General features: G+C 72.8%; 22 protein-coding genes. 9 read left to right on the top strand and 13 right to left on the bottom strand.

Going from position 1 to position 20,918, the window contains the following annotated elements; genetic code table 11:
• Positions 1–9: 9 nt before the first annotated feature.
• Complete coding sequence (locus tag EW117_RS13685) at positions 10–654, top strand: hypothetical protein (RefSeq protein ID WP_129787259.1); 645 nt, start codon at positions 10–12, stop codon at positions 652–654.
• A 76-nt stretch (positions 655–730) separates the two neighbouring features.
• On the opposite strand, the gene EW117_RS13680 is transcribed toward EW117_RS13685, so the two are convergent.
• The 3 genes from EW117_RS13680 to fabG form a co-directional block, all read right to left on the bottom strand.
• Complete coding sequence (locus EW117_RS13680) at positions 731–1,270, bottom strand: SixA phosphatase family protein (RefSeq protein ID WP_129787258.1); 540 nt, start codon at positions 1,268–1,270, stop codon at positions 731–733.
• Positions 1,271–1,287: 17 nt separating this feature from the next.
• Positions 1,288–2,058 (bottom strand): enoyl-ACP reductase FabI, encoded by a 771-nt coding sequence (gene fabI / locus EW117_RS13675; protein ID WP_129787257.1) that lies wholly within the window; start codon positions 2,056–2,058, stop codon positions 1,288–1,290.
• A 160-nt stretch (positions 2,059–2,218) separates the two neighbouring features.
• On the bottom strand, positions 2,219–2,956 hold the full coding sequence (fabG, locus tag EW117_RS13670) for a 3-oxoacyl-ACP reductase FabG (protein ID WP_129787256.1): 738 nt from the start codon (positions 2,954–2,956) through the stop codon (positions 2,219–2,221).
• Positions 2,957–3,215: 259 nt separating this feature from the next.
• Between fabG and EW117_RS13665 the strand changes: the two genes are divergently transcribed.
• The 3 genes from EW117_RS13665 to EW117_RS13655 are packed head-to-tail and all read left to right on the top strand — an operon-like array spanning position 3,216 to position 4,809.
• Positions 3,216–3,623 (top strand): DUF3099 domain-containing protein, encoded by a 408-nt coding sequence (locus tag EW117_RS13665; RefSeq protein ID WP_129787255.1) that lies wholly within the window; start codon positions 3,216–3,218, stop codon positions 3,621–3,623.
• 11 nt (positions 3,624–3,634) lie between these two features.
• Positions 3,635–3,886 (top strand): hypothetical protein, encoded by a 252-nt coding sequence (locus EW117_RS13660; protein ID WP_129787254.1) that lies wholly within the window; start codon positions 3,635–3,637, stop codon positions 3,884–3,886.
• Positions 3,883–4,809, top strand: coding sequence for an SURF1 family cytochrome oxidase biogenesis protein (locus EW117_RS13655; protein ID WP_129787253.1), 927 nt, complete (start codon positions 3,883–3,885; stop codon positions 4,807–4,809). Before EW117_RS13660 ends, EW117_RS13655 begins: the two co-directional genes overlap by 4 nt.
• Positions 4,810–4,829: 20 nt before the next feature.
• Here the strand turns inward: EW117_RS13655 and EW117_RS13650 are convergent, their stop codons facing one another.
• Positions 4,830–6,428 carry an ABC-F family ATP-binding cassette domain-containing protein gene (locus tag EW117_RS13650; protein WP_129787252.1) on the bottom strand — a complete coding sequence of 533 codons (1,599 nt, stop codon included), beginning with the start codon at positions 6,426–6,428 and terminating at the stop codon, positions 4,830–4,832.
• 226 nt (positions 6,429–6,654) lie between these two features.
• On the opposite strand from EW117_RS13650, the gene EW117_RS13645 reads away from it, so the two are divergent.
• The 3 genes from EW117_RS13645 to EW117_RS13635 all read left to right on the top strand — a co-directional run bounded on the left by EW117_RS13645 (position 6,655) and on the right by EW117_RS13635 (position 11,100).
• The gene (locus EW117_RS13645; protein WP_129787251.1) at positions 6,655–8,991 is read left to right on the top strand and encodes a glycoside hydrolase family 43 protein; all 2,337 of its coding nucleotides are present in this window, start codon (positions 6,655–6,657) and stop codon (positions 8,989–8,991) included.
• 105 nt (positions 8,992–9,096) lie between these two features.
• Positions 9,097–10,296 (top strand): MFS transporter, encoded by a 1,200-nt coding sequence (locus tag EW117_RS13640; protein ID WP_129787250.1) that lies wholly within the window; start codon positions 9,097–9,099, stop codon positions 10,294–10,296.
• Between the two features lie 99 nt (positions 10,297–10,395).
• Positions 10,396–11,100, top strand: a complete 705-nt coding sequence (locus EW117_RS13635; RefSeq protein WP_129787249.1) for a hypothetical protein — start codon at positions 10,396–10,398, stop codon at positions 11,098–11,100.
• A 66-nt stretch (positions 11,101–11,166) separates the two neighbouring features.
• Here the strand turns inward: EW117_RS13635 and thrS are convergent, their stop codons facing one another.
• Both thrS and ypfJ read right to left on the bottom strand, forming a co-directional pair.
• Entirely contained in the window at positions 11,167–12,558 is a 1,392-nt protein-coding gene (gene thrS / locus EW117_RS13630; protein WP_129787248.1) for a threonine--tRNA ligase, read from the bottom strand.
• Positions 12,559–12,715: 157 nt separating this feature from the next.
• Positions 12,716–13,606 carry a KPN_02809 family neutral zinc metallopeptidase gene (gene ypfJ / locus EW117_RS13625; RefSeq protein WP_129787247.1) on the bottom strand — a complete coding sequence of 297 codons (891 nt, stop codon included), beginning with the start codon at positions 13,604–13,606 and terminating at the stop codon, positions 12,716–12,718.
• A 187-nt stretch (positions 13,607–13,793) separates the two neighbouring features.
• On the opposite strand from ypfJ, the gene EW117_RS13620 reads away from it, so the two are divergent.
• Together EW117_RS13620 and EW117_RS13615 are read left to right on the top strand one after the other, a co-directional pair.
• Positions 13,794–14,147 carry a hypothetical protein gene (locus EW117_RS13620; protein ID WP_129787246.1) on the top strand — a complete coding sequence of 118 codons (354 nt, stop codon included), beginning with the start codon at positions 13,794–13,796 and terminating at the stop codon, positions 14,145–14,147.
• A complete protein-coding gene (locus tag EW117_RS13615; protein WP_129787245.1) occupies positions 14,144–14,671 on the top strand; it encodes a DUF6232 family protein in 528 nt (175 codons plus the stop codon). Before EW117_RS13620 ends, EW117_RS13615 begins: the two co-directional genes overlap by 4 nt.
• Positions 14,672–14,819: 148 nt before the next feature.
• Here EW117_RS13615 and EW117_RS13610 read toward each other — a convergent pair whose 3' ends face one another.
• From EW117_RS13610 to EW117_RS13580, 7 genes are read right to left on the bottom strand one after another with little or no spacing between them, the layout of a single operon-like run.
• Positions 14,820–16,283 carry a serine hydrolase domain-containing protein gene (locus EW117_RS13610; protein ID WP_129787244.1) on the bottom strand — a complete coding sequence of 488 codons (1,464 nt, stop codon included), beginning with the start codon at positions 16,281–16,283 and terminating at the stop codon, positions 14,820–14,822.
• Positions 16,280–16,618: a CHY zinc finger protein gene (locus EW117_RS13605; RefSeq protein WP_129787243.1), complete on the bottom strand. Its 339-nt coding sequence runs from the start codon at positions 16,616–16,618 to the stop codon at positions 16,280–16,282. The genes EW117_RS13610 and EW117_RS13605 overlap by 4 nt, the downstream gene beginning before the upstream one ends.
• A 13-nt stretch (positions 16,619–16,631) precedes the next feature.
• Positions 16,632–17,228, bottom strand: a complete 597-nt coding sequence (locus tag EW117_RS13600; protein ID WP_129787242.1) for an energy-coupling factor transporter transmembrane component T family protein — start codon at positions 17,226–17,228, stop codon at positions 16,632–16,634.
• Positions 17,222–17,908 (bottom strand): energy-coupling factor ABC transporter ATP-binding protein, encoded by a 687-nt coding sequence (locus EW117_RS13595; protein ID WP_129787241.1) that lies wholly within the window; start codon positions 17,906–17,908, stop codon positions 17,222–17,224. The genes EW117_RS13600 and EW117_RS13595 overlap by 7 nt, the downstream gene beginning before the upstream one ends.
• A complete protein-coding gene (locus EW117_RS13590) occupies positions 17,905–19,032 on the bottom strand; it encodes a thiolase family protein (protein WP_129787240.1) in 1,128 nt (375 codons plus the stop codon). The genes EW117_RS13595 and EW117_RS13590 overlap by 4 nt, the downstream gene beginning before the upstream one ends.
• Positions 19,022–20,242, bottom strand: a complete 1,221-nt coding sequence (locus tag EW117_RS13585) for an AMP-binding protein (protein ID WP_129787239.1) — start codon at positions 20,240–20,242, stop codon at positions 19,022–19,024. The genes EW117_RS13590 and EW117_RS13585 overlap by 11 nt, the downstream gene beginning before the upstream one ends.
• The gene (locus EW117_RS13580; protein WP_129787238.1) at positions 20,239–20,913 is read right to left on the bottom strand and encodes a biotin transporter BioY; all 675 of its coding nucleotides are present in this window, start codon (positions 20,911–20,913) and stop codon (positions 20,239–20,241) included. The genes EW117_RS13585 and EW117_RS13580 overlap by 4 nt, the downstream gene beginning before the upstream one ends.
• Between the last annotated feature and the right edge of the window lie 5 nt (positions 20,914–20,918).

Raw genomic sequence — 20,918 nt, 5'->3', positions numbered from 1 at the left:
CCGTGGACCATGGCGGACGACGAGCACCTGCACGTCACGACCCGGAACGCGGAGGACCGGCCGGCGCGGCCCGGCGTCGTCGGGCACTGGACGAGGCAACCGTTCCTGGAGGTCACCGACCTCGACGGCTTACCCGTGACCACGCCGCGCCAGACCTGGACGCACGTCGCCGTCGATCTCCTGCCCGACGAGATCGTGGTGCTCGGCGACGCGTTCATGCGCCGGGACCTACGTCTGACGACGCCCGCCGAGCTGCGCGACATCGCGTTCCGCACCAAGAAGGTCAAGGGGGTCGCGCGCGCAAGAGAGCAGATAGCCCGCATCCAGCCCGGCACGGACTCGTCGATGGAGACGCGCACCCGGCTGTTGATTGTCGGGTCGGGGCTGCCGCACCCCGAGATCAACGAGGTGGTGCGCGACGCCCAGGGCGGCTATGTCGCTCGCGTCGACATGCTGTACCGGCGATGGAAGATCGCCATCGAGTACGACGGCGACCTGCACCGGACCGACCGGCAGACCTGGCAGAACGACATCCGCAAGCGCCGAACGCTCCGGGACCTGGGATGGATCGTCATCGTGGTGGTCAGAGCGGACCACGACAATCCGGCCCCGTTCCTGGACGAGTTGCGAACAGCGATCCGCTCCCGCCGCTGAGCCGCTTGTTGTGGGCGTGACCGTTGCGACAACCTGCCCGCTTTAGGCGCAACGATCACGCTCACAACAAAGGCGGTCAGGTTGGGCGGGTTACTTCTATCAGGCGGGCCATCTTGCGGTCCCAGTCCGCCCAGTCGGCGTCGGCCTCCAGGACGGAGTACGTCGCCGTCGGGACGCCGACGCGGACCTGCGCGAGCGCGCCGTCCTCGGACCCCGGGCCGGCCAGGAGCTCGGCCGTGCCGGCCATCGCGGGCTCGTGACCGATCACCAGGACGGTCCGGGTGGCCGGGTCGAGCTCGCGCACCAGCGCGAGGACCCCGCGCGGCATCGCTCCCAGCAGGTCGTCGGTGAAGACCACCGGCGGCTCGCCCAGATGCTTACGCGCCAGATCCCAGGTCTGACGCGAGCGGACCGCCCCGGAGACGAGGACGGCGTCGGGCACGAGGCCGGCCGCGACCAAGGCCGCGCCGACCTTCATTGCCTGGTCCCGGCCACGCAGGGCGAGGGGCCGCTTCTCGTCGGGAAGTTCCGACGGCGGCTCCGCCTTCGCGTGCCGGAGCAACACCAGTCGCCGCACCGGCGATGTGGTGGGCTCCGTGCCCGACGCTCTGCCCATCAGTGCCTCCTGCCCATCTATTGACCCATGGCGTGCACGCCGCCGTCGACGTGCACGATCTCGCCGGTCGTCGCCGGGAACCAGTCAGACAGGAGCGCGCACACGGCACGCGCCGCAGGCTCCGCGGTGGTCTGGTCCCAGCCGAGCGGGGCTCGGGTCGGCCAGGCGTCCTCCATCGTCGCGAAGCCCGGGATGGACTTGGCGGCGGTGGTCCGGATCGGTCCGGCCGAAACGAGGTTGCAGCGGATTCCTTCGGGGCCGAGGTCGCGCGCCAGGTAGCGGTTCGCGGACTCGAGACCTGCCTTGGCCACGCCCATCCAGTCGTACACGGGCCAGGCGAACTGTGCGTCGAACGTCAGGCCGACGACGGCGCCGCCGTCGGTCATCAGCGGCTGGGCCGCCACGGCGATCGACTTGTACGAGAACGTGGAGACGTGCAGCGCGGTGGCGACGTCCTCCCAGGTGCCCTTGAGGAAGTTGCCGCCCATGACGGACTGCGGCGCGAACCCGATCGAGTGCACGACACCGTCGAGCCGGTCGAAGCCCTCCGCGCGCACGGCGTCAGCGAGAGCGTCGAGGTTCTCCTGGCTGGTCGCGTCCAGCTCGACCACCGGTGCCTCGACCGGCAGCCGCTTGGCGAAGGCCTGCGTCAGCTTCATCTGCCGCCCGAAGGACGAGAGAACGACCTCGGCGCCCTCCTCCTGAGCGAGCCGGGCGGCGTGGAATGCGATCGACGAGTCCGTCAGCACGCCCGTGACGAGCAGCTTCTTACCTTCGAGGAGACCCATGTTGTCCTTCCGATCGGGCGCAGGCGTGCCAAGGCAACCCCTGCGCTGGGTGCGAGCGTAATGCGGATGACGGCGTTGGACGAAACTCCGCGCCGTACGGGATGTCGAGAATGTTGGATATATTCGGGCAAATCCGCAGGTCGCGGCGCCAGAGTACGGCTCAGTGCCCCATTCCGAGGCCACCGTCGACCGGGATGACCGCACCGGTGACGTAGCCGGCGGAGTCGGACGCGACGAACGAGACGACCGCCGCGATCTCGTCCGGCGTGGCGAACCGCGCGGCCGGGATCGTCTTCAGGTAGCCGTTGCGCACGTCCTCGGACAGCGCGGCGGTCATGTCGGTCTCGACGTATCCGGGCGCGACGACGTTCGCCGTGATGCCGCGTGCGCCGAGCTCACGGGTGATCGAGCGGGCCATGCCCACCAGGGCGGCCTTCGACGAGGAGTAGTTGACCTGGCCCGGGCCGCCGGACAGGCCGACGATCGAGCCGATCAGCACGATGCGGCCCTTGCGGGCCCGGATCATGCTCTTGGACGCGCGGCGGACGCAGCGGAACGTGCCGGTGAGGTTCACGTTCACGACCGACTCGAACTCCTCGTCGCGCATGCGCATGAGGAGCTGGTCCTTGGTCACGCCGGCGTTGGCCACGAGCACCTCGACGGGACCCATGTCCTTCTCGATGGCGGCGAACGCGGCGTCCACGGCCTCGGAGTCCGTGACGTCAGCCACATAGGCCTCGACGCCCTTGGGCAGGTCGCCGCCGCGGTAGATCGTGGCGACGCGGTCGCCGTCGGCCACGAAACGCTCGGCGATGGCGCGGCCGATGCCGCGGGCGGCACCCGTCACGACGACTACACGGCCGGTGGGACCTGCGGCGATGCTCTGAGTGGCGGACATGATGGTCACCTGAACTCCTCGATGCTGGGATAGTGCTGTTTCGCATGAGCCGCGCAAGGCTGGGGGGAGCGGCCGGTACCTGGGTCGATCCGGGTCCGCTGCGACGCTACCCCGCGCGTCGGGTGCGCGCCGCGCGCGCCGGGCCACAGGGATCTACCGGTCCTTGTCGGTTTTCTACAACAACCTCGCACGGCCCACGACCGCGGGCCGACGCCGGAGGGCGTGCCCGGCGGGTTCCGCGCGGACGTAGACTGGCCAGATGAGCGAGCCGGTCCCGTCCATCACCTCGGCCCCCGAGCCGTTGGCGGTGGACCAGGCACGCCGCACGCGCAGCTATCTGATCCAGATGTCCATCCGCGTGGTCTGCATCGTCGGCGCGGTGCTGGTCGACGGCTGGATCCGCTGGGCGCTCGTGGCCGCCGCGGTGGTGCTGCCGTACTCGGCGGTGCTGATCGCCAACGCCGGGCGGGACCGTGCCGAGCACGACACCTCACCGATGACGCCGGCGGCCGCGCCCGAGCTCACCGAGCTGCCCGACCCCGCCTCCCCCGAGGTGGTGGACGAGGTCCCGGACGCCCCGACCGCTCCCGGGTACCCCGGAGCGGGGAACTCTGGCGCGCCCGGTGCCCCCGGCGCAGGCCGCGTCATCGACCACGTGGACGACTGAGGGAACGACAGATGGACCTCCTCGGCCTCTCCGGCCCCGCACCCGACCCCGTGCCCGACGGCGAGCTGATCTGCAGCTCGAAGGGCTGCCGCGCCCAGGCGGCGTGGGGACTGCTCTGGAACAACCCGAAGCTGCACACGCCCGAACGGCGCAAGGTGTGGCTCGCGTGCGACGACCACCGCGAGCACCTCGAGCAGTTCCTGGCGTCGCGCGCGTTCTGGAAGCAGACAGTGGCGGTGGCGGAACTGGACCGGGTGTCGTGAGCGACGGCACCACGGGCGACGAGTCCCGCGGTCCGCGCACGACGCGGCAGTGGGTGACCCTCGCGGTGGCCGCGGTGGTCCTCGCCGCACTGTGCCTGGTGGCGGGGCGCTGGCAGTGGAACCGGGCCGAGTCGCGCGACGCCGAGATCGACCTCGTCAACGCCAACTGGTCGGCGCCGGCCGTGCCCGTGGACGAGATCCTGGACGGACCGGACGCCGTCGTGCCCGGCAGTGAGATCTGGCAGCGCGTGGAGATCGAGGGCGAGTACGTCACCGACGCCACGGTGCTGCTGCGCAACCGGCCCGTCGGCGGACGCGGCGGGTACCACGTGCTGGTCCCCTTCGAGGCGCGGCTGCCCGGGCAGGACATCGTGATCGTCATCGACCGCGGGTTCGTGCCCCTCGGCACGGACGGGTCGCGGCCCGACGCCGTCCCCGCGCCGCCGTCGGGCACTGTGACCGTCGTGGCGTCCCTGCGGGCCGACGAGCCCGCCGCGGACCGCGACGCGCCCCCCGGGCAGGTGCAGGCCATCTCGACCGAGCAGGTGCTCGCGGCCGGGCCGGACGGCGGCGCCTGGGCAGAGGGTCGCACCGTCGGCGCGTACGGCGCGTTGCGCACCGAGCAGCCGGCGCCCGAGACGGCGCTCGCCGCCCTGCCCAAGCCCGACACCGACCCGGGGTCGCACCTCTCCTATGCGTTCCAGTGGGTCATCTTCGCGATCGGCGCGATCGGCGGGTACATCCTGCTGTGGCGCCGTGAGCGCGGAGCCCTGCGCGGCGAGACCGTCTCCGCGGGCGACCTGCTGCTCGCTTCGGGCGACCAGGCGGACGCCGACGGCGTGCGGGCGCGCCGGCCGGCCCGCGACCGCCGTCCGACGCCGGAGGACGAGGAAGACGCGCTGATCGAGGCCCAGCTCCGCTGACAACTTTGGTTGTGAGGGCGTCAGGCGAGCGAGACCAGTTCCTGGTAGCTGTCGTTCCAGAGGTCCTCGTCGCCGTCGGGCAGCAGCAGGACCCGCTCGGGCTCGAGCGCGTCGACGGCGCCGTCGTCGTGCGTCACCATCACCACGGCGCCCTCGTACGTCTTGAGCGCCCCGAGGATCTCGGCACGCGACGCGGGGTCGAGGTTGTTGGTGGGCTCGTCGAGCAGCAGCACGTTCGCGCCCGAGACGACGATCGTCGCCAGCGCCAGGCGCGTCTTCTCACCGCCGGAGAGCACGTTGGCGGGCTTCTCGGCGTCGTCCCCGCTGAACAGGAACGAGCCGAGCACCGAGCGGACCTGCGTGTCCGTGAGGTCGGGCGCGGCGTGCCGCAGGTTCTCCACGACGGTCGCGTCCATGTCGAGGGTGTCGTGCTCCTGGGCGTAGTAGCCGAGCTTGAGGCCGTGCCCGGGCTCGACCTCGCCGGTGTCGGGCGCCTCGACACCCGCGAGGATGCGCAGCAGCGTCGTCTTGCCTGCGCCGTTGAAGCCGAGCACCACGACGCGCGACCCGCGATCGATCGCCAGGTCGACCCCGGCGAACACCTCCTGGGACCCGTACGCCTTCGACAGCCCGCTCGCGGTCAGCGGCGTGCGCCCGCAGGGCGCCGGCGTCGGGAAGCGCAGCTTGGCCACGCGGTCGGCGGCGCGCTCGCTCTCCAGCCCGCCGAGCATCTTCTCGGCGCGCTTGATCATGTTCTGGGCAGCGGTCGCCTTGGTCGCCTTGGCGCGCATCTTCTCGGCCTGGGCGAGCAGCGTGCCCGCCTTCTTCTCGGCGTTCGCCCGCTCCCGCCGACGACGCCGCTCGTCCGTCTCGCGCTGCTCCAGATACCCGTCCCAGCCCAGGTTGTACTGGTCGAGCTCGCCCCGGTTCGCGTCCAGGTGGAACACCTTGTTCACGGTGGCGCGCAGCAGGTCGACGTCGTGGCTGATCACGATGAACCCGCCGTTGTACGCCCGCAGGTAGTCGCGCAGCCACATGATGGAGTCGGCGTCCAGGTGGTTGGTGGGCTCGTCCAGGAGCAGCGTCTCGACGCCGCTGAACAGGATGCGCGCCAGCTCGATCCGGCGGCGCTGGCCGCCGGAGAGCGTGCCGAGCGGCTGCGCCAGGACCCGCTCGTCCAGGCCCAGGTTCGCCGTGATGATCTGCGCCTCCGACTCGGCGGCGTACCCGCCGGCCGCCAGGAAGCGGGTCTCGAGCTTGGGGTAGCGCTCCATCGCGGCTTCGTGCGTGGTGGGGTCCGCCGACGCCATCTCGGCCTCGGCCTGGCGCATCTTCGAGATGATCCTGTCCAGGCCGCGCGCCGACAGCACGCGGTCCATGGCGAGGACCTCCAGGTCGCCCGTGCGCGGGTCCTGCGGCAGGTAGCCGATGTCGGTGCCGCGCACGATCTGCCCGCCCGTCGGCTGGGTCTCGCCGGCGAGGGTCTTGGTCAGCGTGGTCTTGCCGGCGCCGTTACGTCCCACCAGGCCGATCCGGTCGCCCGAGGCGACGCGGAAGTTCGCCTCGCTCAGCAGCACGCGCGCGCCGACGCGCAGCTCGACGCCATGGGCAGTGATCACGCAGGTGTTCCTCACGGTCAGGGGTGGGGTTCTCGGTCGTCCGGCCCACGGCGGCGGGGGCCGGACCAGTCTACGGGGTCGAGGCCAGGGATTACGGTGCGTTGCCTCACGCCGTCCCGGACGGTACCTTCGCCGCTGGTACTACGTTGTACCAGTAGGTCGTCGTCAACGAAGCGGCGGCCACGTCGCCGACGACGTGGCGCGACCGCCCGAAGGGATGAGACACATGGAGATACGGTTCGTCGCCGTGCTCGCCTCGCTCGCACTGGTCCTCGGCGCCTCGGCTCTGCCCGACGGCGGGAGCGCGCCCCGCGCCGCGGCAGCGCCGCCGCCGCCGGGCAGCGCACCGCCTGACCCTGGCGCGACGCCGTCCGGCACCACCTTCACCAACCCGATCACCGAACCGTTCGCCGACACCTACGCCGACCCCGCCGTGATCCGCGGCAAGGACGGCTGGTGGTACCTGTACGCGACGAGCGACCCGCTCGTCTCGGGCGGGCCGTTCGGGAACATGCACGTGTCCAGGTCCAGGGACCTGGAGTCGTGGGAGTACGTGGGCACGATCTTCGACGAGGAGAACCGGCCGTCCTGGGCCGCGAGCGCCTCGTACTTCTGGGCGCCGGACATCCGCTACGTCGACGGCCAGTACGTCATGTACTACACGGTCACGGACACGGAGGCGAACCCCGATCCGTGGGACTACACGATCGGGGTGGCGACGGCGCCCACGCCCACCGGGCCGTGGACGGACTCCGGCGGGCCGGTCCTCCAGCCGCGCCCGGCGTCCGGCGACGGGTACCTCAACACGATCGACCCGGCGCTGTTCGCCGACGAGGACGGTTCGCGGTACCTCTACTTCGGCGGCTTCAACGGGGGTATCTGGGTCACCGAGCTGGACGAGACGGGGACCCGGGCGGTGGGTGAGCCGACCCGGGTGACGGTCGCGGACCGGTACGAGGGCGCGTTCGTGGTCAAGCGGGACGGCTGGTACTACCTGATGGGGTCGTCGGCCAACTGCTGCTCCGGCCCGGTGACGGGGTACAGCGTGTACACGGGGCGGTCGCGGTCGCCGCTGGGCCCGTTCGTCGACCACGAGGGCGTGAGCCTGAACGAGTCCCGGGTGGGCGGCACACAGGTCGTGGCGCAGAACGGGAACCGGTGGATCGGGGTGGGGCACCACGCGGTGCTCACCGACGCCTCGGGGCAGGACTGGATGTTCTACCACGCCATCGACAAGGACGACGCGTGGCTGAACGAGCCGGGCGGCGTGAACCGGCGGCCGACCCTGATCGACCGGATGGACTGGATCGACGGGTGGCCGGTGGTCAACGCGGGCGCGGGTCCGAGCGAGGGTCCGCAGCCGGGGCCGGTGTCGGCGAGCGGGCTCGGGATCGTGAGCGGCGACCCGGCGTCGGGGTCGGGGCTCCGCCGAGTCTCGGGCACGCTCGCCCGGGGCACCGACGGTTCGGGGGACGCAGGCGCCATCGCCCGGCTGGTGCCGAGCCGGCGGGACGCCGCGATCGCGCGGACGGCGCCCGCGCCGCGGGAGGTGCGCCTCGAGGCCGACGTACGGCTGCCCGACGCCGGCGGGTCGTTCGCGGTGACGCTCGGCGGGCCGGGCTCGTCCACCGTGTCGGTGCGGCTGGACGCGAAGGCGCGCGAGCTCGTCGTCGGGCAGGGGCGTCAGCAGCGGCGGACGGCGCTGCCCGCGAACGCCGACCTGACCACCTGGCACGTGCTGACCGTCGAGGCGCGGGACGGTGCGGTGGCGGCGCGGTTGTCGTCGAGCGGCCTGGGGGATGTGGACGCCGAGGCGCGGCTGGAGCCGCGCGTCCCGCTCCCCTGGCAGGCGCCGGTGAGCCTCGTGGCCGACGGCGGCGAGGCGCAGCTCGACAACCTGACCGTCGTGCCGGCGCACGAGCCGGTGACCCGGCGGGTCGCGGAGCCGCGGGCCGGCGCCGTGACGTTCGCCGAGGAGTTCGACGGCGAGCTCGACCCGGGCTGGCGCTGGCTGCACGGGCCGGCGAACGTCGAGGTCGCGGACGGTGGGCTGTCCTGGCCCTTGACGAACCACGACCTGGTCGGGGCGGCCAACGATGCCCCGGCGCTGCTCCGGGACGCGCCCGACGGCGACTTCGTGCTGGAGGCCACGGTCACCCTGCCGCTGGGCGAGAACACGGTGCGCAACTACCAGCAGGCGGGCCTGCTGGTGCACGCGGGCGACGACGACTTCCTGCGGCTCGCGCCCGTGTCGATCTGGCAGACCCGCCAGGTCGAGTTCAGCAAGGAGCTCACGGCCGACGGGCGCACGTGGTTCGGCGGGCATGTCTCAGGACCGGTCGCCGACACGATGCACCTGCGCCTGTTCTACACCACCGACCCGGCCACGGGCGAGCACCGGTACCGGGCGGCCACCTCGCGCGACGGCCGGAGCTGGCGCTTCGGCGCCACCTGGGCCCTCCCGGCGGGCACGGACCCGTCGGTAGGCATCTACGCAGGCGGCGGCGCCACCCCGGCGACAACCGCGACGTTCGAAGGCGTCCGCCTCCGCAAGGTCGGCTAGCCCCTCGCCAGACCGTTGAGTGCGGGCTATTTGCGCCGTCGGAACGCTTCGACGGCGCAAATAGCCAGCACTCAACGGGGCGGGGCGGGTGTCAGGATGGGGGGCATGTGTGCAGCGCGGGTGCGTTCGAACTGGCAGGTCGGCGACGTGCGCGACGCGGGCGGCGGGCTGTTCGCGCTGGCCCTCGCCACGTTCGTCGCGATCACCACCGAGCTCGTCCCGGTCGGGCTGCTCCCCCTGATCAGCGCGGACCTCTCCGTCTCCGAGGGCGTCGCGGGGCTGCTCGTCACGGCGTACGCGTTCATGGTCGCGGCGCTCGCCCTGCCGCTGACGTCGGCCACCCGGCGGCTGCCGCGCAAGACGGTCCTGCTCGCCGCCCTCGCGATCTACACCCTGAGCAACGTGATCGTCGCGCTCGCGCCCACGTTCGCCCTCGTCGCGACGGCCCGGGCGCTGGGCGGGGCGTCCCACGCCGTCTTCTTCTCCGTGAGCATCGGGTACGCGTCGCGCCTGGTGCGCCCCCACCTCGCCGGGCGCGCCCTGGCGCTGGTCACGCTGGGCGCGTCGGCCGGGTTCGTCCTCGGGGTCCCGCTGTCGACGTCGCTCGGCACCGCCGTCGGCTGGCGGACGGCGTTCCTGGTGCTGGCCGGCGCGTGCGCACTCGCCGGGGTGCTCACGGCGCTGCTCCTGCCGTCCGTACCGGGCGGCGGCGCTCCCCCGGACGACGCCGCCCGCGGCGCCCGCCGCACCGCCCTCGCCAGCGTGACGACGGCGAACGCGCTCGCCTACCTCGGCCACTACACCGTCTACACCTATGTGTCCGTGCTGCTCCTGGCGGCCGGGCTCGCCACCGCCGCGCTCGGCCCGGCGCTGCTGCTGATCGGCGCGCTCGGCCTGATCGGGGCCTGGTACGCCGCCGCCCGGCTCGACGTCCGGCCCCGGCAGACCACGATCGTGACCCTCGCCGTCGTCGCCGGCGGCATCCTCGCGCTCGGCCTCGCCTTTCCCGGCACGGTCGGCACGCTCGCCGCCGCGGCGGTCTGGAGCATCGGCTTCGGCGCGGTTGCCGCCGTCTTCCAGACAGCGGCCATCCGCACGCGCGGTGCCTCGCCCGACCTCGTCGGGGCGCTCGTCAACTCCACCGCCAACATCGGGATCGGCGGCGGCGCGGCGCTCGGGGCCCTCGTGCTCGACGGCGCCGGTCTCGCCGCCGTGCCGTACACCGGCGCGGCGCTCGTCGTGGCGGCGCTGGTCGTGGTGCTGGTGGCCCGCCGGGCGTTCCCGGCGACACAGAACCTCGGATGATGGGCACGATATCCGGCACTAAATCCGACAAACCGCTCCCTTCGCCCTGCTTTACCGCCAGAACGCGCGGGTCTTGGTCGTCCGACGTACGGTCCGCTCATGGGCACTGACTCACCGAGCGTTCCCGTCACCGTCGCCGACGCACTGCCGAATCTCCGCACCGGCCGACTGGCCCGCGGTGATGACCTGACCAACAACCGACCCGCCATGCACCTGCTCGCCCAGCGACGCGCGTACCGGCGCAAGCACTTCGCGTCCCTGGTGCGTGGCCGGCTGCGCGGGCAGTACGACCCGCAGCATCGCGCGCTCAGCCGCCGCATCGCCGGGGCGCGCGCCTCCGCCAGGGAGCTGTGGGACCTCGTGGCCCAGCGCCCCGTGTGGCGCGTCATCCAGTCGGTCCGGTCCGCCCCCGCGACCCGCGCGGGACAGCGCCCCACGGCAGGCTCGGGGCCGCCGGTCGGCGCCCTCGAGCTCGACCAGGTCGTGATCGGGCCGGCCGGGGTCTTCGTCGTCCAGACCGTGTACCGGCCCACGCAGGACGTGACCGCCGACGCCGCCCGGGACGCCGCCCGCCGCACCCAGGAGATCCTGGGCCGGGCCACCCGGGTGCCGATCACCGTGCAGGCGCTGATCGTGTTCGTCCGGTCCGACCAGCCGCGGGTCGTCGGGCCGCGCGACGACGTCGAGGTGCTGACCACCGACGAGCTCGTACCGTGGCTCGAGAGCCGCCGGCCGATGCTCACCGAGCGCGAGCTCGAGATCGTGCACCTGGCGGCGCGCGACCGCCGCACCTGGGTCAGCTGACCCCACCGCCCACGCCCTACAACTGGCCGACCCGCCCCACCGCTGGTCGAGCCTGTCGAGACCCGCTCAGAACTCGACCCGCCGCGCCCTGCTCCGCGCCGCCGCCGCGAGCCGGTCGCCCAGCTCCGCGAGCGGCACCGAGGCCTTCGCGCCCGACGCCGGGTCGGTCACGGCGAGCACCCCCGCCTCGACCTCGCGCGGGCCCAGCACCCCGAGCAAGGCGTCCCGCCGCTGCCGGGACAGCCTGATCCGGTTGCCCAGCGACCCGTCCCGCTCCACGCGCACCCGCAGGCCACGGCCGCGCAGGTCGGCGGCCAGCTCGTCGATCTCTTGGACGCCCGGCTCGTCGCGCCCTCCTGAGCCGGTCGAAGGGCCCGACACCGGCAGGAGGCACACCTGCACCGGCGCGAGCCAGAACGGCAGACGTCCGCCGTGCCGCTCCAGGAGGAACGCGACCATCCGCTCCATCGCCCCGAGGGTGCCGCGGTGGATCATGACCACCCGCTCCCGCTCGCCCGAGGCGGCCACGTAGGCCAGGTCGAACCGCTCCGGCTGGTTGAAGTCGATCTGCACGGTCGCCACGCTCTCCTCATGGCCGCGTGCGTCGAGCACCTGGACGTCGATCTTGGGCCCGTAGAACGCCGCCTCACCCGGCTCCGCGTGCCAGTCCAGCCCGGCGGCGACGTCGTCGAGCGCCGCGCGCAAAGCCTCCTCCGCCGCGGCCCACTGCTCAGGCGCGCCCAGCCACTTGTCCGAGTCGTCCCGGCCCGACAGGCGCAGGTACGACACCTCGATGCCCAGGGTCTCGAGCACCTCCAGGATCGCGACCAGGGCGGTGCGCACCTCCGCCTCGACCTGGTCCGGGCGGCAGAAGACGTGCACGTCGTCGAGGCTGATCTGCCGCACGCGGCTCAGGCCCGACAGAACGCCGGACCGCTCTGCGCGGAACATCGACCCGATCTCCGAGTAGCGCACGGGCAGGTCGCGGTACGAGCGCGGCTCGGACGCGTAGATCTGCGCGTGGTGGGGGCAGTTGGCGGGGCGCAGCACGAGCGGGTCGGCGTCGGGCTCGCCGTCCGGGCCGGAGCCGAGCGACATGGGCGGGAACATGTCGTCCGCGAACTTGGCCCAGTGGCCCGACCGCTCGAAGAGCGAGCGCTTGCCGAGCACCGGCGAGTACACGGGCTCGCAGCCGGTGCGCAGCGCGACCTCGCGCGCGTACTGCTCCAGCTCGTATCGGACGGCGGCGCCCGCCGGCAGCCACAGCGGCAGACCGGGGCCGACCAGCGGGCTCGAGTCGAAGATCCGCATCTCGCGGCCGAGCTCGCGATGGTCGAGGGCCGACCCTTCGACAGGCTCGGGACGGCGCCCGTCGGCCGGCTCGGGACGGTGCCCCTCGACGGGCTCAGCATGGTGCGGCGCTTCAGCCGGGCGGTGGTGCGGTGCGGGGACGTTCATCGGTTACTCCTTCGAGAGAGGAGCTGCCCCGGCGCCGAACACGGCAAAGGCCCCGGAGCGAGCTCCGGGGCCTGGTTGCTGAAGTGCAGGGTCAGCGCGCGCCGGAGGGGTCCGGCGTCGTCGTGCGTGCGCTGAGGTGCATGCCAGCACCGTAGCCTCAGAGGCGGGACGCGTCCAGCGCATTGCAGTCCTGGATGGTGCCGCCCTCGTAGCCGATGGTGAACCACCGGACGCGCTGCTCGCTGGAGCCGTGGGAGAACGCCTCGGGGTTCACATCGCCGCCGGAGCGCCGCTGGATGTTGTCGTCGCCGACGGCGGCCGCGGCCGAGAGCGCCTGCTCCAGCTCATCCCGCGTGATCGGTTCGAGGAACGGGACGCCCGTGTCCGGGTCCTCGGTGGTCGCGGCGGTGCCCGCCCACATCCCGGCGAGGCAGTCGGCCATCAGCTCGATCCGCACCGAGTCGGACTCCGGCCCGGTGCCCGACCGGTCCGCCCGCTCGAACAGCCCCAGCTGGTTCTCGATGTGGTGCCCGAACTCGTGCGCCGTCACGTACATCTCGGCCAGCGGCCCGCCCTCGGCCCCGAACTGGCTGGACAGCTGGTCGTAGAACGCGAGGTCCTCGTACACGGTGGCGTCGGCGGGGCAGTAGAACGGCCCCGTGGCCGACGTCGCCGAGCCGCAGCCGGTGTCCACGGCTTCGGTGAAGCTCACGACCCCGGGTTCCTGGTACTCGACCCCGCCCTGCTCCGGGAGGGTCGTCACCCAGTACGCGTCGAGCGACTGGACCGCGGCGTTCAGGCGGCACTCGGGGTCCGTGTTGGCCTCCTCGGCCGTGCAGTCTCCGATGTAGCCCGTCTCGCCCTGGCTGCCGCCGTCGGACGTGGCGCCGCCGAGGATGTCCTGCGGGCTGTTGCCGGTCAGCAGCATGTACACCAGCGCGATGACGAGCACGACGCCGCCTCCGCCACCCACGGCGACGGCGCCGCGGCGTCCGCCGCCCTTGCGGACCCGGCCGCCCTCGAACTGCCCGCCCTCGTTGAAAGTCACGCTGCAACGTTACCGGGGCCGGGGTGTCTCGGCGGCTCAGCGCGGCCTCAGCACGCAGGCAAGATTTTCGCCCGCCTCCGGCGCTCTTTCGCCCCTCGGCCCTTCGAGATCTGGAAAGATCTAGCTCTGTTCGTCGTGTGCCCAGCTCCTGTCGACTGTCCCGCTGACACAGCAGAGGAATAAGCCCTTGAACAACATCTCGGAAAACAGCTTCACCGCTGGTTCCGGCAATGCCATCAACATCGGCGGCTCCGGCAACACCGCGCGCGTGACGAACTACTCGAGCGGCGTCGCACCCAGCGAGCTGATCGCCGCCGTCGAGGCGATACGTGCCCTGGCGACGCAGGTCCCGGAGAGCGACCGTGCGGTGCTCGACGAGGTGGCCGAAGAGATCGCGCAGGTTCCGGCGCACGACTCGGCGCGCCTCGGTCGCAAGCTGACGCTGGCGCGTTCGTTCATCGACGGGCTGAGCGGCACGACAACCCTGGCCGCAGGCGCCGCCAAGGCCGTCGGCGATGCGATGAAGGCGCTCGGCCTGTGAGCCAGGACAGCAAGCCGCCCGTGAACCTCACCGTGCAGGTTGCGGACGGTCTGCTCTGGGTGGGCGGCAGCTCGTACTCCGTCCAGCACATCGAGGGTATGGAGAGCTGGTGGAAGCGGCCGCCCCGCTCCACCCACGGGTTCGCGAAGTTCCTGGCCAGGCTGTCCATCCTGGCCGGCCTCGTGCTCGTGTTCGGGGGGAACGTGGTCATCGCCGTGGTGCCCGACCTGACGCCGGCCGGGGTCGTGACGGTCGGGTGCGTGCTCATCGCTGCGGGCGTCCTCGTCTACATCCTCGCGCGCCGCGGATCACGCAAGATCTGGTACGAGCTCCACATCCGGATGGGTGGCCGCGTCGCGGTGGTGCTGAGCAGCTGGACGCGGGATCCCCTGGACCGGGTCCAGAACGATGCCAACCGCGCGCAGCAGGACGCGACGTATCGCGGACCCCAGATCCATCTCGGGTCCAACAACGCGATCAACATCGGCGGCGAGGGCAACGCGGCCTCGATCAACGGCGGCTAGCGAGACAACACGTGCGAGGGCCTGCGGGGAAGGGCCACGCGTCCGGGCCATTTTCGCTCCGGGAACCAAGTACCCGGGACGGGGTAACGGACAGGTAGCAGTGCTACCTGCCCGTTACCCACCCCGGGCAGTAACCACTTCCCCGGACCTACATCGCTCGCCGGCTCAGCACGGCTTCGGCAGCCCGCGCCCGGAACTCTTCTACCGGCCACGACGTCAAGGCCCCGATCCGAGCGGAGACGACGGCGCCGTCGGCGTCCCGCTCGACCTGGACCGGCTCGCCGACCGTGCCGAACCCGGGGACAGACTCGTGCACCAGCCGGCCGTCGGACACGACGAACCGCTGCGCGACCTCCGCCGGCTCCGCCGCGCGCGGGTTGATCACGTGCACGATCCCGCCGAGGTCCACGACGTCGGACACGCCCCACAGGTTGGCGAAGCGCCCGAAGGGCGCGTCCGCAGGGATGGGCGGCACCGGATCGCCGTCCGCCCCCTTCCCGGCGTCGACGCCGGAGCCGGAACCAGAGGCCGCTACTTCCTCCGCGGCCGCGAGCGCCAGGTCGATCAGCTGAAGCACACCGACGGCGATCTGCTCGGCCTTGCCGTCGACGGAGTTGGTCAGGGAGGAGACGACGAGCCCGTCGACGGGGTCGATGTAGGTGCGGGTGATGTGCCCGGGGTAACCGCCCGAGTGCCCGACGACCTCGCGGTCCCCGATCTTGCCGATCCCCATGCCGACGCCGTACCGGCCGAGCTCCTTGCCGCGCACCACGACGCGGGACTCCTCGCGCTGCATGATGCGCTTGCTGGCGTCGCTGATCAGCGTGGTGTCGCCGAACACGTGCGTGGCACCGTAGCGGAGCATCTCGAGCGCGGTCGAGTACCAGCCGGTGGCGGCGGCCATGGCGCGGGTGTCGACGTGCGGGACGACGTGGCGGGCGTCCTCGTGCGTGATGCGGCCGGTGTGGCCGGCCGCGTACTCGGCGGCGCGGGCGGGGTCCAGCTCGGTCCCGGTCCGGGTCAGGCCCAGGGGCTCGATCACGGCGGTGCGCGCGACCTCGTCGTACGTCTTGCCGGTGACCTGCTCGATGATGACGCCGAGCAGGCTGTAACCGATGTTCGTGTACTTGAAGTGCTCGTTGGGCTCGAACACGATGCCCTCGGTGCGCACGCACTCCAGGATCTCGTCGCGGTCGAGGAAGGGCTTGTGGTGCTGCCAGAAGTCGCCGTCGGACGAGTCGCGGATGATGCCGGCCTGGTGCCCGAGCAGCTCCCGGACGGTGACGTCGGCGGCGACCGAGCCGTCGAGCTCGGGGACGTGGTCGCCGACGGCGTCGTCCAGGCGCAGCTCGCCGCGCTCGACGAGCTGCATGATGAGGACGCCGGTGAACGTCTTGGAGTGCGACGCGATGCGGAACAGGTGGTCGCTGGTGAGGTCCTCCCCCGTCTCGAGGTTGGCCTTGCCCCAGGCGAGGTCGACGAAGACCTCGCCGCGGCGTCCGACGGCGAGCTGCAGGCCGGGGATGCCGTGGTAGGCGGCCTGGAACGAGGCCCAGTCGGCCAGGTAGGGAGCGATCGAGCGAAGGGTCTGTGCGGTGCGGTCGTCAGTCACGGGGACGACTCTGCCAGGTCGGGCGCGAAGTAGATCGGATGGTGGAGGGCGCATCGCGGGTTGAACGCGGCCGCGCACGCCGGGCAGCGCGCGGCACCTCGGTACTCCGCGACGGTCAGCTCCGTCCAGCACACGCCGCACAGCACCGCCCGCTGGTCACCTGCGCCGGACGGCCACGGCCGCGACGGATGGTCGGCGGTCTGGTCATGGCACAGATGGCACGGGTAGTACCGGCCGCAGCACGCGAACCGGATCGCGATGACGTCCAGCGGCGTCCGATAGTGGACGCACCTGGTCTGCTCGTCGACCGTCGGGCCCAGCACGACCGGCCTCATCGCACGCCTCGCTTCATCGAACACCGCGTGCGGCCAGGGCGTCGCCGAGCTCGTCCGCGTGCTTGAGCGCCATGACCAGGAACGGCATCGCGAAGTGCCGCAGGCTTCGTCCGCCGCCACGGGCGCGCTGGGCCTCGCGCACGTCGCGGGCGAGGGTGGCGAGCACCGGCAGCGTGCTCAGCGTCACGGACAGCGTCAGCGCGGCGCGCCGCGGGTCGATACGCAGCCACGCCAACGGCGCCATCGCCCGCTCGATCGTCTCCAGCAGCTCGGTCGCCGGGGTGGTCAGTGCGAGCAGCGCGGCGAGCGCGCAGGCCACGGCGACCCGCACGGTGTTCGCGGCCGCACTCTCCGGGCCGAGGAAGATCAGCTGTCCGGCGAGGGTCACGCCGAGGATCCAGCGGGCCGTGAACAGCTGACGGCCGAGCTCGCGCATCCCCACGTCCGGTACGGCATAGCAGACGAGGCAGACGCCGGTCATGACCCCGGCGGCCCACCAGGTCACCGGGAGCAGGCAGACGCCGAGCACGATCAGCAGGAGCAGGGCCATCTTCGGCCCTGGCCGCAGCCGGTGCCACGGGCTGTCTCCGGGGCGGTACAGCGTCACCATCGGATCCCCGCCTCGTACGTGGCGATCACGCGCTCGGGCGCCCCGACCGCGGTGACCGTCCCGTCCTCGACGAGCACTGCCGTGTCGCAGCGCCGGGCCAGCCCCAGGTCGTGGGTGACCAGGACGAGGCGATGAGCCGCGTCGGCGAGCAGGTGGTCGGCGATCCGGCGGGCGTTGCGCGCGTCCAGGTAGGCGGTCGGCTCGTCGGCGACCACCAGGTCCGGACGCCGGACGAACGCCCCGCACAGCGCGAGCAGCTGCTTCTCGCCGCCAGACAGCTCGTGCGACGACCGGGTGGCGAGCTCGGCGAGGCCGAACCGGTCGAGGGCGGCGGCGACCCGCTCGGCTTTCTCGTGGCGCGGCGCCTTCTCGGTGCGCAGGGAGAACGCGACGTCCTCGGTCACGGTGGGCATGATGATCTGCGCGTCGGGGTTGCTGAAGACCACCGCGACCCGACGGCGCAGCTCCGCGGCCTGGCGCACCGGGTCCAGGCCGAGGACACGCACGGTGCCGTCGCTCGCGACGACCAGGCCGCTGAGCAGGCGCGCCAGCGTCGACTTGCCCGAGCCGTTCTCGCCGATGATCGCGATCGTCCGCACGTCCAGCGAGAGCGTCACGTCGCGCAGCACGTCCGTGTCGCCCAGGCGCACGCTCACACCCTGGAGGTCGAGGCCGCTCATCGGATCACCTCCACGACCGCCGCGACGCCCATCCCGCCGCCCACGGACGCCGCCGCGACCCCGAGCGTCCCGGCGGGGGCACCCGCGCGGACGAGCCGGCCGAACAGCCGCACCACGCTGACCGCGCCGCTCGCGCCCCACGGATGGCCCAGCGCCAGTGCTCCGCCGTCGGCGCACACGCGCGGGTCGTCGTCGTCGAGGCCGAGGCGGCCGAGCACGGCCAGCGACTGGGCCGCGAACGCCTCGACGATCTCGAACGCCGCGACATCGCCGACGTCGGCCCCGGCGGAGCCGAGCGCTGCCCGGACGGCCGGCGCAGCCCCGGCTCCGGGCAGCGCCGGATCACAGCCGACCACCGCGTGCGCCCGGATCGCGAGGCCGGGCGCGTGCCCCGCGAGCCGGCGGGGCACGATCGCGACCGCCGCCGCTCCGTCGCTGATGCGCGTGGCCGTCCCGGCGGTGAGGGTGCCGCCGTCGAACAGGGCCGGCAGCCGGGGCAGCAACCGCTCGGCGACCCCGATGGAGTCGTCGGCGGCCAGTCCTGCCACGGGTACGAGCTCGGCCGCGAACCGCCCCGCATCACGGGCGGCCCGCGCCCGGTGATGGCTGCGCGCGGCGTGCGCGTCCTGCCGGTCCCGGCTGATGCCGTCGGCGGCAGCCAGGTCCTGGGCGGCCTGCACCATGTCCGGGTCGGGCCACCCCTGCGGGGCGAACGGGGCGCGGTCGTAGCGCACGCCGTCGACCGACCGGGCCGGAGCCGTCGACGCGCTCTCGACGCCGCCGGCGATCCGCGGGCGATCGTCCCCGGCGCGGATCGCCGTCGCGGCTTCGAGCACCGCGGCGAGGCCGCTGCCGCACTGCCGGTCGACGGTCGCCCCGGTGACCTCGATACCAAGCCCGGCCGCCAGGGCGGAGACCCGGGCCGGGTTGCCGCCCGGGCCCATGCAGTTGCCGAGCACGACGTCGGCCACATCGAGCTGGTGCCCGACGGCCTCCTCGGCGTCGGCCCGCGCGGCACGGATGACGGGGGCGGCGAGCTGCTCGACGTTCAGGGACGCCAGGGCCCGCCCGCGGGTGCCGATCGGCGTCCGGCGGGCGGCGACGATGACCGCGTCATCCGGCAACCCTGCTCACCTCCCCGGCGAGCGCGCGGCGGACGATCTCGGCCCGGACGGGCTTTCCCGAGGCGTTGCGCGGCAGCTCGCCCGTGAACCAGATCCGGGGCCGGTGTGCCGGGCCCAGCCGGCCGGACACGATGCCGCGCAGCGTGCCCGTGCCGATCTCGGGGGCGCCGGGAGCCGGTTCCAGCATTGCGGCGACGAGGGCTCCGACACCGGGCGCGGGGTAGCCGAAGACGACGGCGTCCCCGACCGCGGGGATCTGCCGGAGCTCGGCCTCGACCTCCTCGGGGATCACGGTCGCCGAGGCAGTAAGGATGGCGCCGTCCGCCCGGCCGCGCAGGCGGAGCGTCGCGGTGCCGGTGCCGGTGCCGGCGTCGGTAACGGTCCCAGCGTCGGTTTCGACGTCGGTTTCGGTTTCGGCGTCGGCCCCGGCGTCGGCCCCGGCGTCGAGCTCAGCGAGGTCGCCGACCGTCGCCCAGTCCCCGTCGGTGCGCAGCGGCCCGCCGTCGCCGAGGTAGCCGAGGGCCGCGAACGGGGATCGCACCCACAGCTCGCGATCGCGCACCTCGACGTCCACCCCGGGGAAGGGGCGCAGGCCGGTGCCGTCGTCGACGGCCACGAACGAGAGCTCCGCCGCGCCGTAGTAGGCGATCACGCGGATGCCCCGGGACTCGGCGAGCGCACGCACCTCGTCGTCCAGGTGGGAGCCGCCGACGAGCGCGGTCCGCACGCGCGGGAGCTGTCCGCCGTCGAGCAGGGCGCCCAGCGCGTGCGGTGTGCCGTGGAACGAGGTGGCCTCCGCGAGGCTCCCGTCGGTCCCCGGGAACACCGGCCGCGGACCGCCGCCCAGTGCGTGCGCCACAGAGAACAGGGTCAGCGAGGACGACGGCGGCGCGGGCAGGGCGACCACCCGTTCGGCGTCGGGCACGGCGGGGTGGCCCAGGAGCGCGGAGACCGCGGGAAACGACCGCTCCCAGGATGCGGCCGTGCGCAGCACGACGCGTGGTGTGCCGCTGCTCCCGGAGGTGAGCGACGCCCAGGCCGCGCCGAGCGGCGGGCGCGCGTCGCGCACCAGGTCGTGCACGGCGCTACGTTGCGCCTCGGGCCAGCGCCCGTCGCCGACGAGCGGGATGTCGCCCGCGGCGCGCACCGCGCGAACCCGGTCGACCACCTCGTGCGCGGCGCCGTACAGCACGACGATGCGCGGCGTCATGGGGCCGGCGACGTCGGGGCGTCGGCCTCCTGGCGTCCGCTGGGAAGCCAGGTTCGCCGGAACGCGCGGGGATACGCGCGCAGGAGCGTGCCGACGGTGAGCGTCGCCAGCGCGGCCTTCACCAGGTCGCCGGGGATGAACACGAGGCTGGTCAACGCCGTCTCCGCGAGCGGCAGCCGGGTGACCAGGCTCTGGACGGGGATGCCGAAGGCATAAACAACAAGGATCCCGCCGACGAGCATGGCGAGCGCCGTCCGCCACACGGCCGGCTTGCGGGCCGACGAGTGCACGATCAGCCCGATGACGAACGCCCCCGCGATCCAGCCGATCAGATAGCCGGCGGACGGTCCGACGAAGACGCTGATGCCGCCGCGCCCGCCGGCCAGCAGCGGAAGCCCCGCGGCGACCAGGGCGAGCAGCGCGGTCATGGAGAGCGCACCGAGCCGCGGCCCGAGGATCGCGCCGGCGAGCATGACCCCGAAGGTCTGCGCCGTGATCGGCACGCCGCCGAAGACGCTGAAGGCGCCCGGCAGGCCGAGGGCGGCGACCAGAGCCGCGAATACGGCCACGCGCGCCAGATCGGTCGCATCCAACGCCCATCGGCGTGGTGCTTGATCGTCTCGCAACTGCTTCTCCTTAACGGTGTTCACTTGAACAGCGTTCAGGACCATACTGT

Source organism: Promicromonospora panici, assembly GCF_900608595.1.
Taxonomy (GTDB): domain Bacteria; phylum Actinomycetota; class Actinomycetes; order Actinomycetales; family Cellulomonadaceae; genus Promicromonospora; species Promicromonospora panici.
The sequence above is the reverse complement of the archived record's forward strand: the minus strand, read 5'-3'. Positions and strand labels throughout refer to the sequence as shown.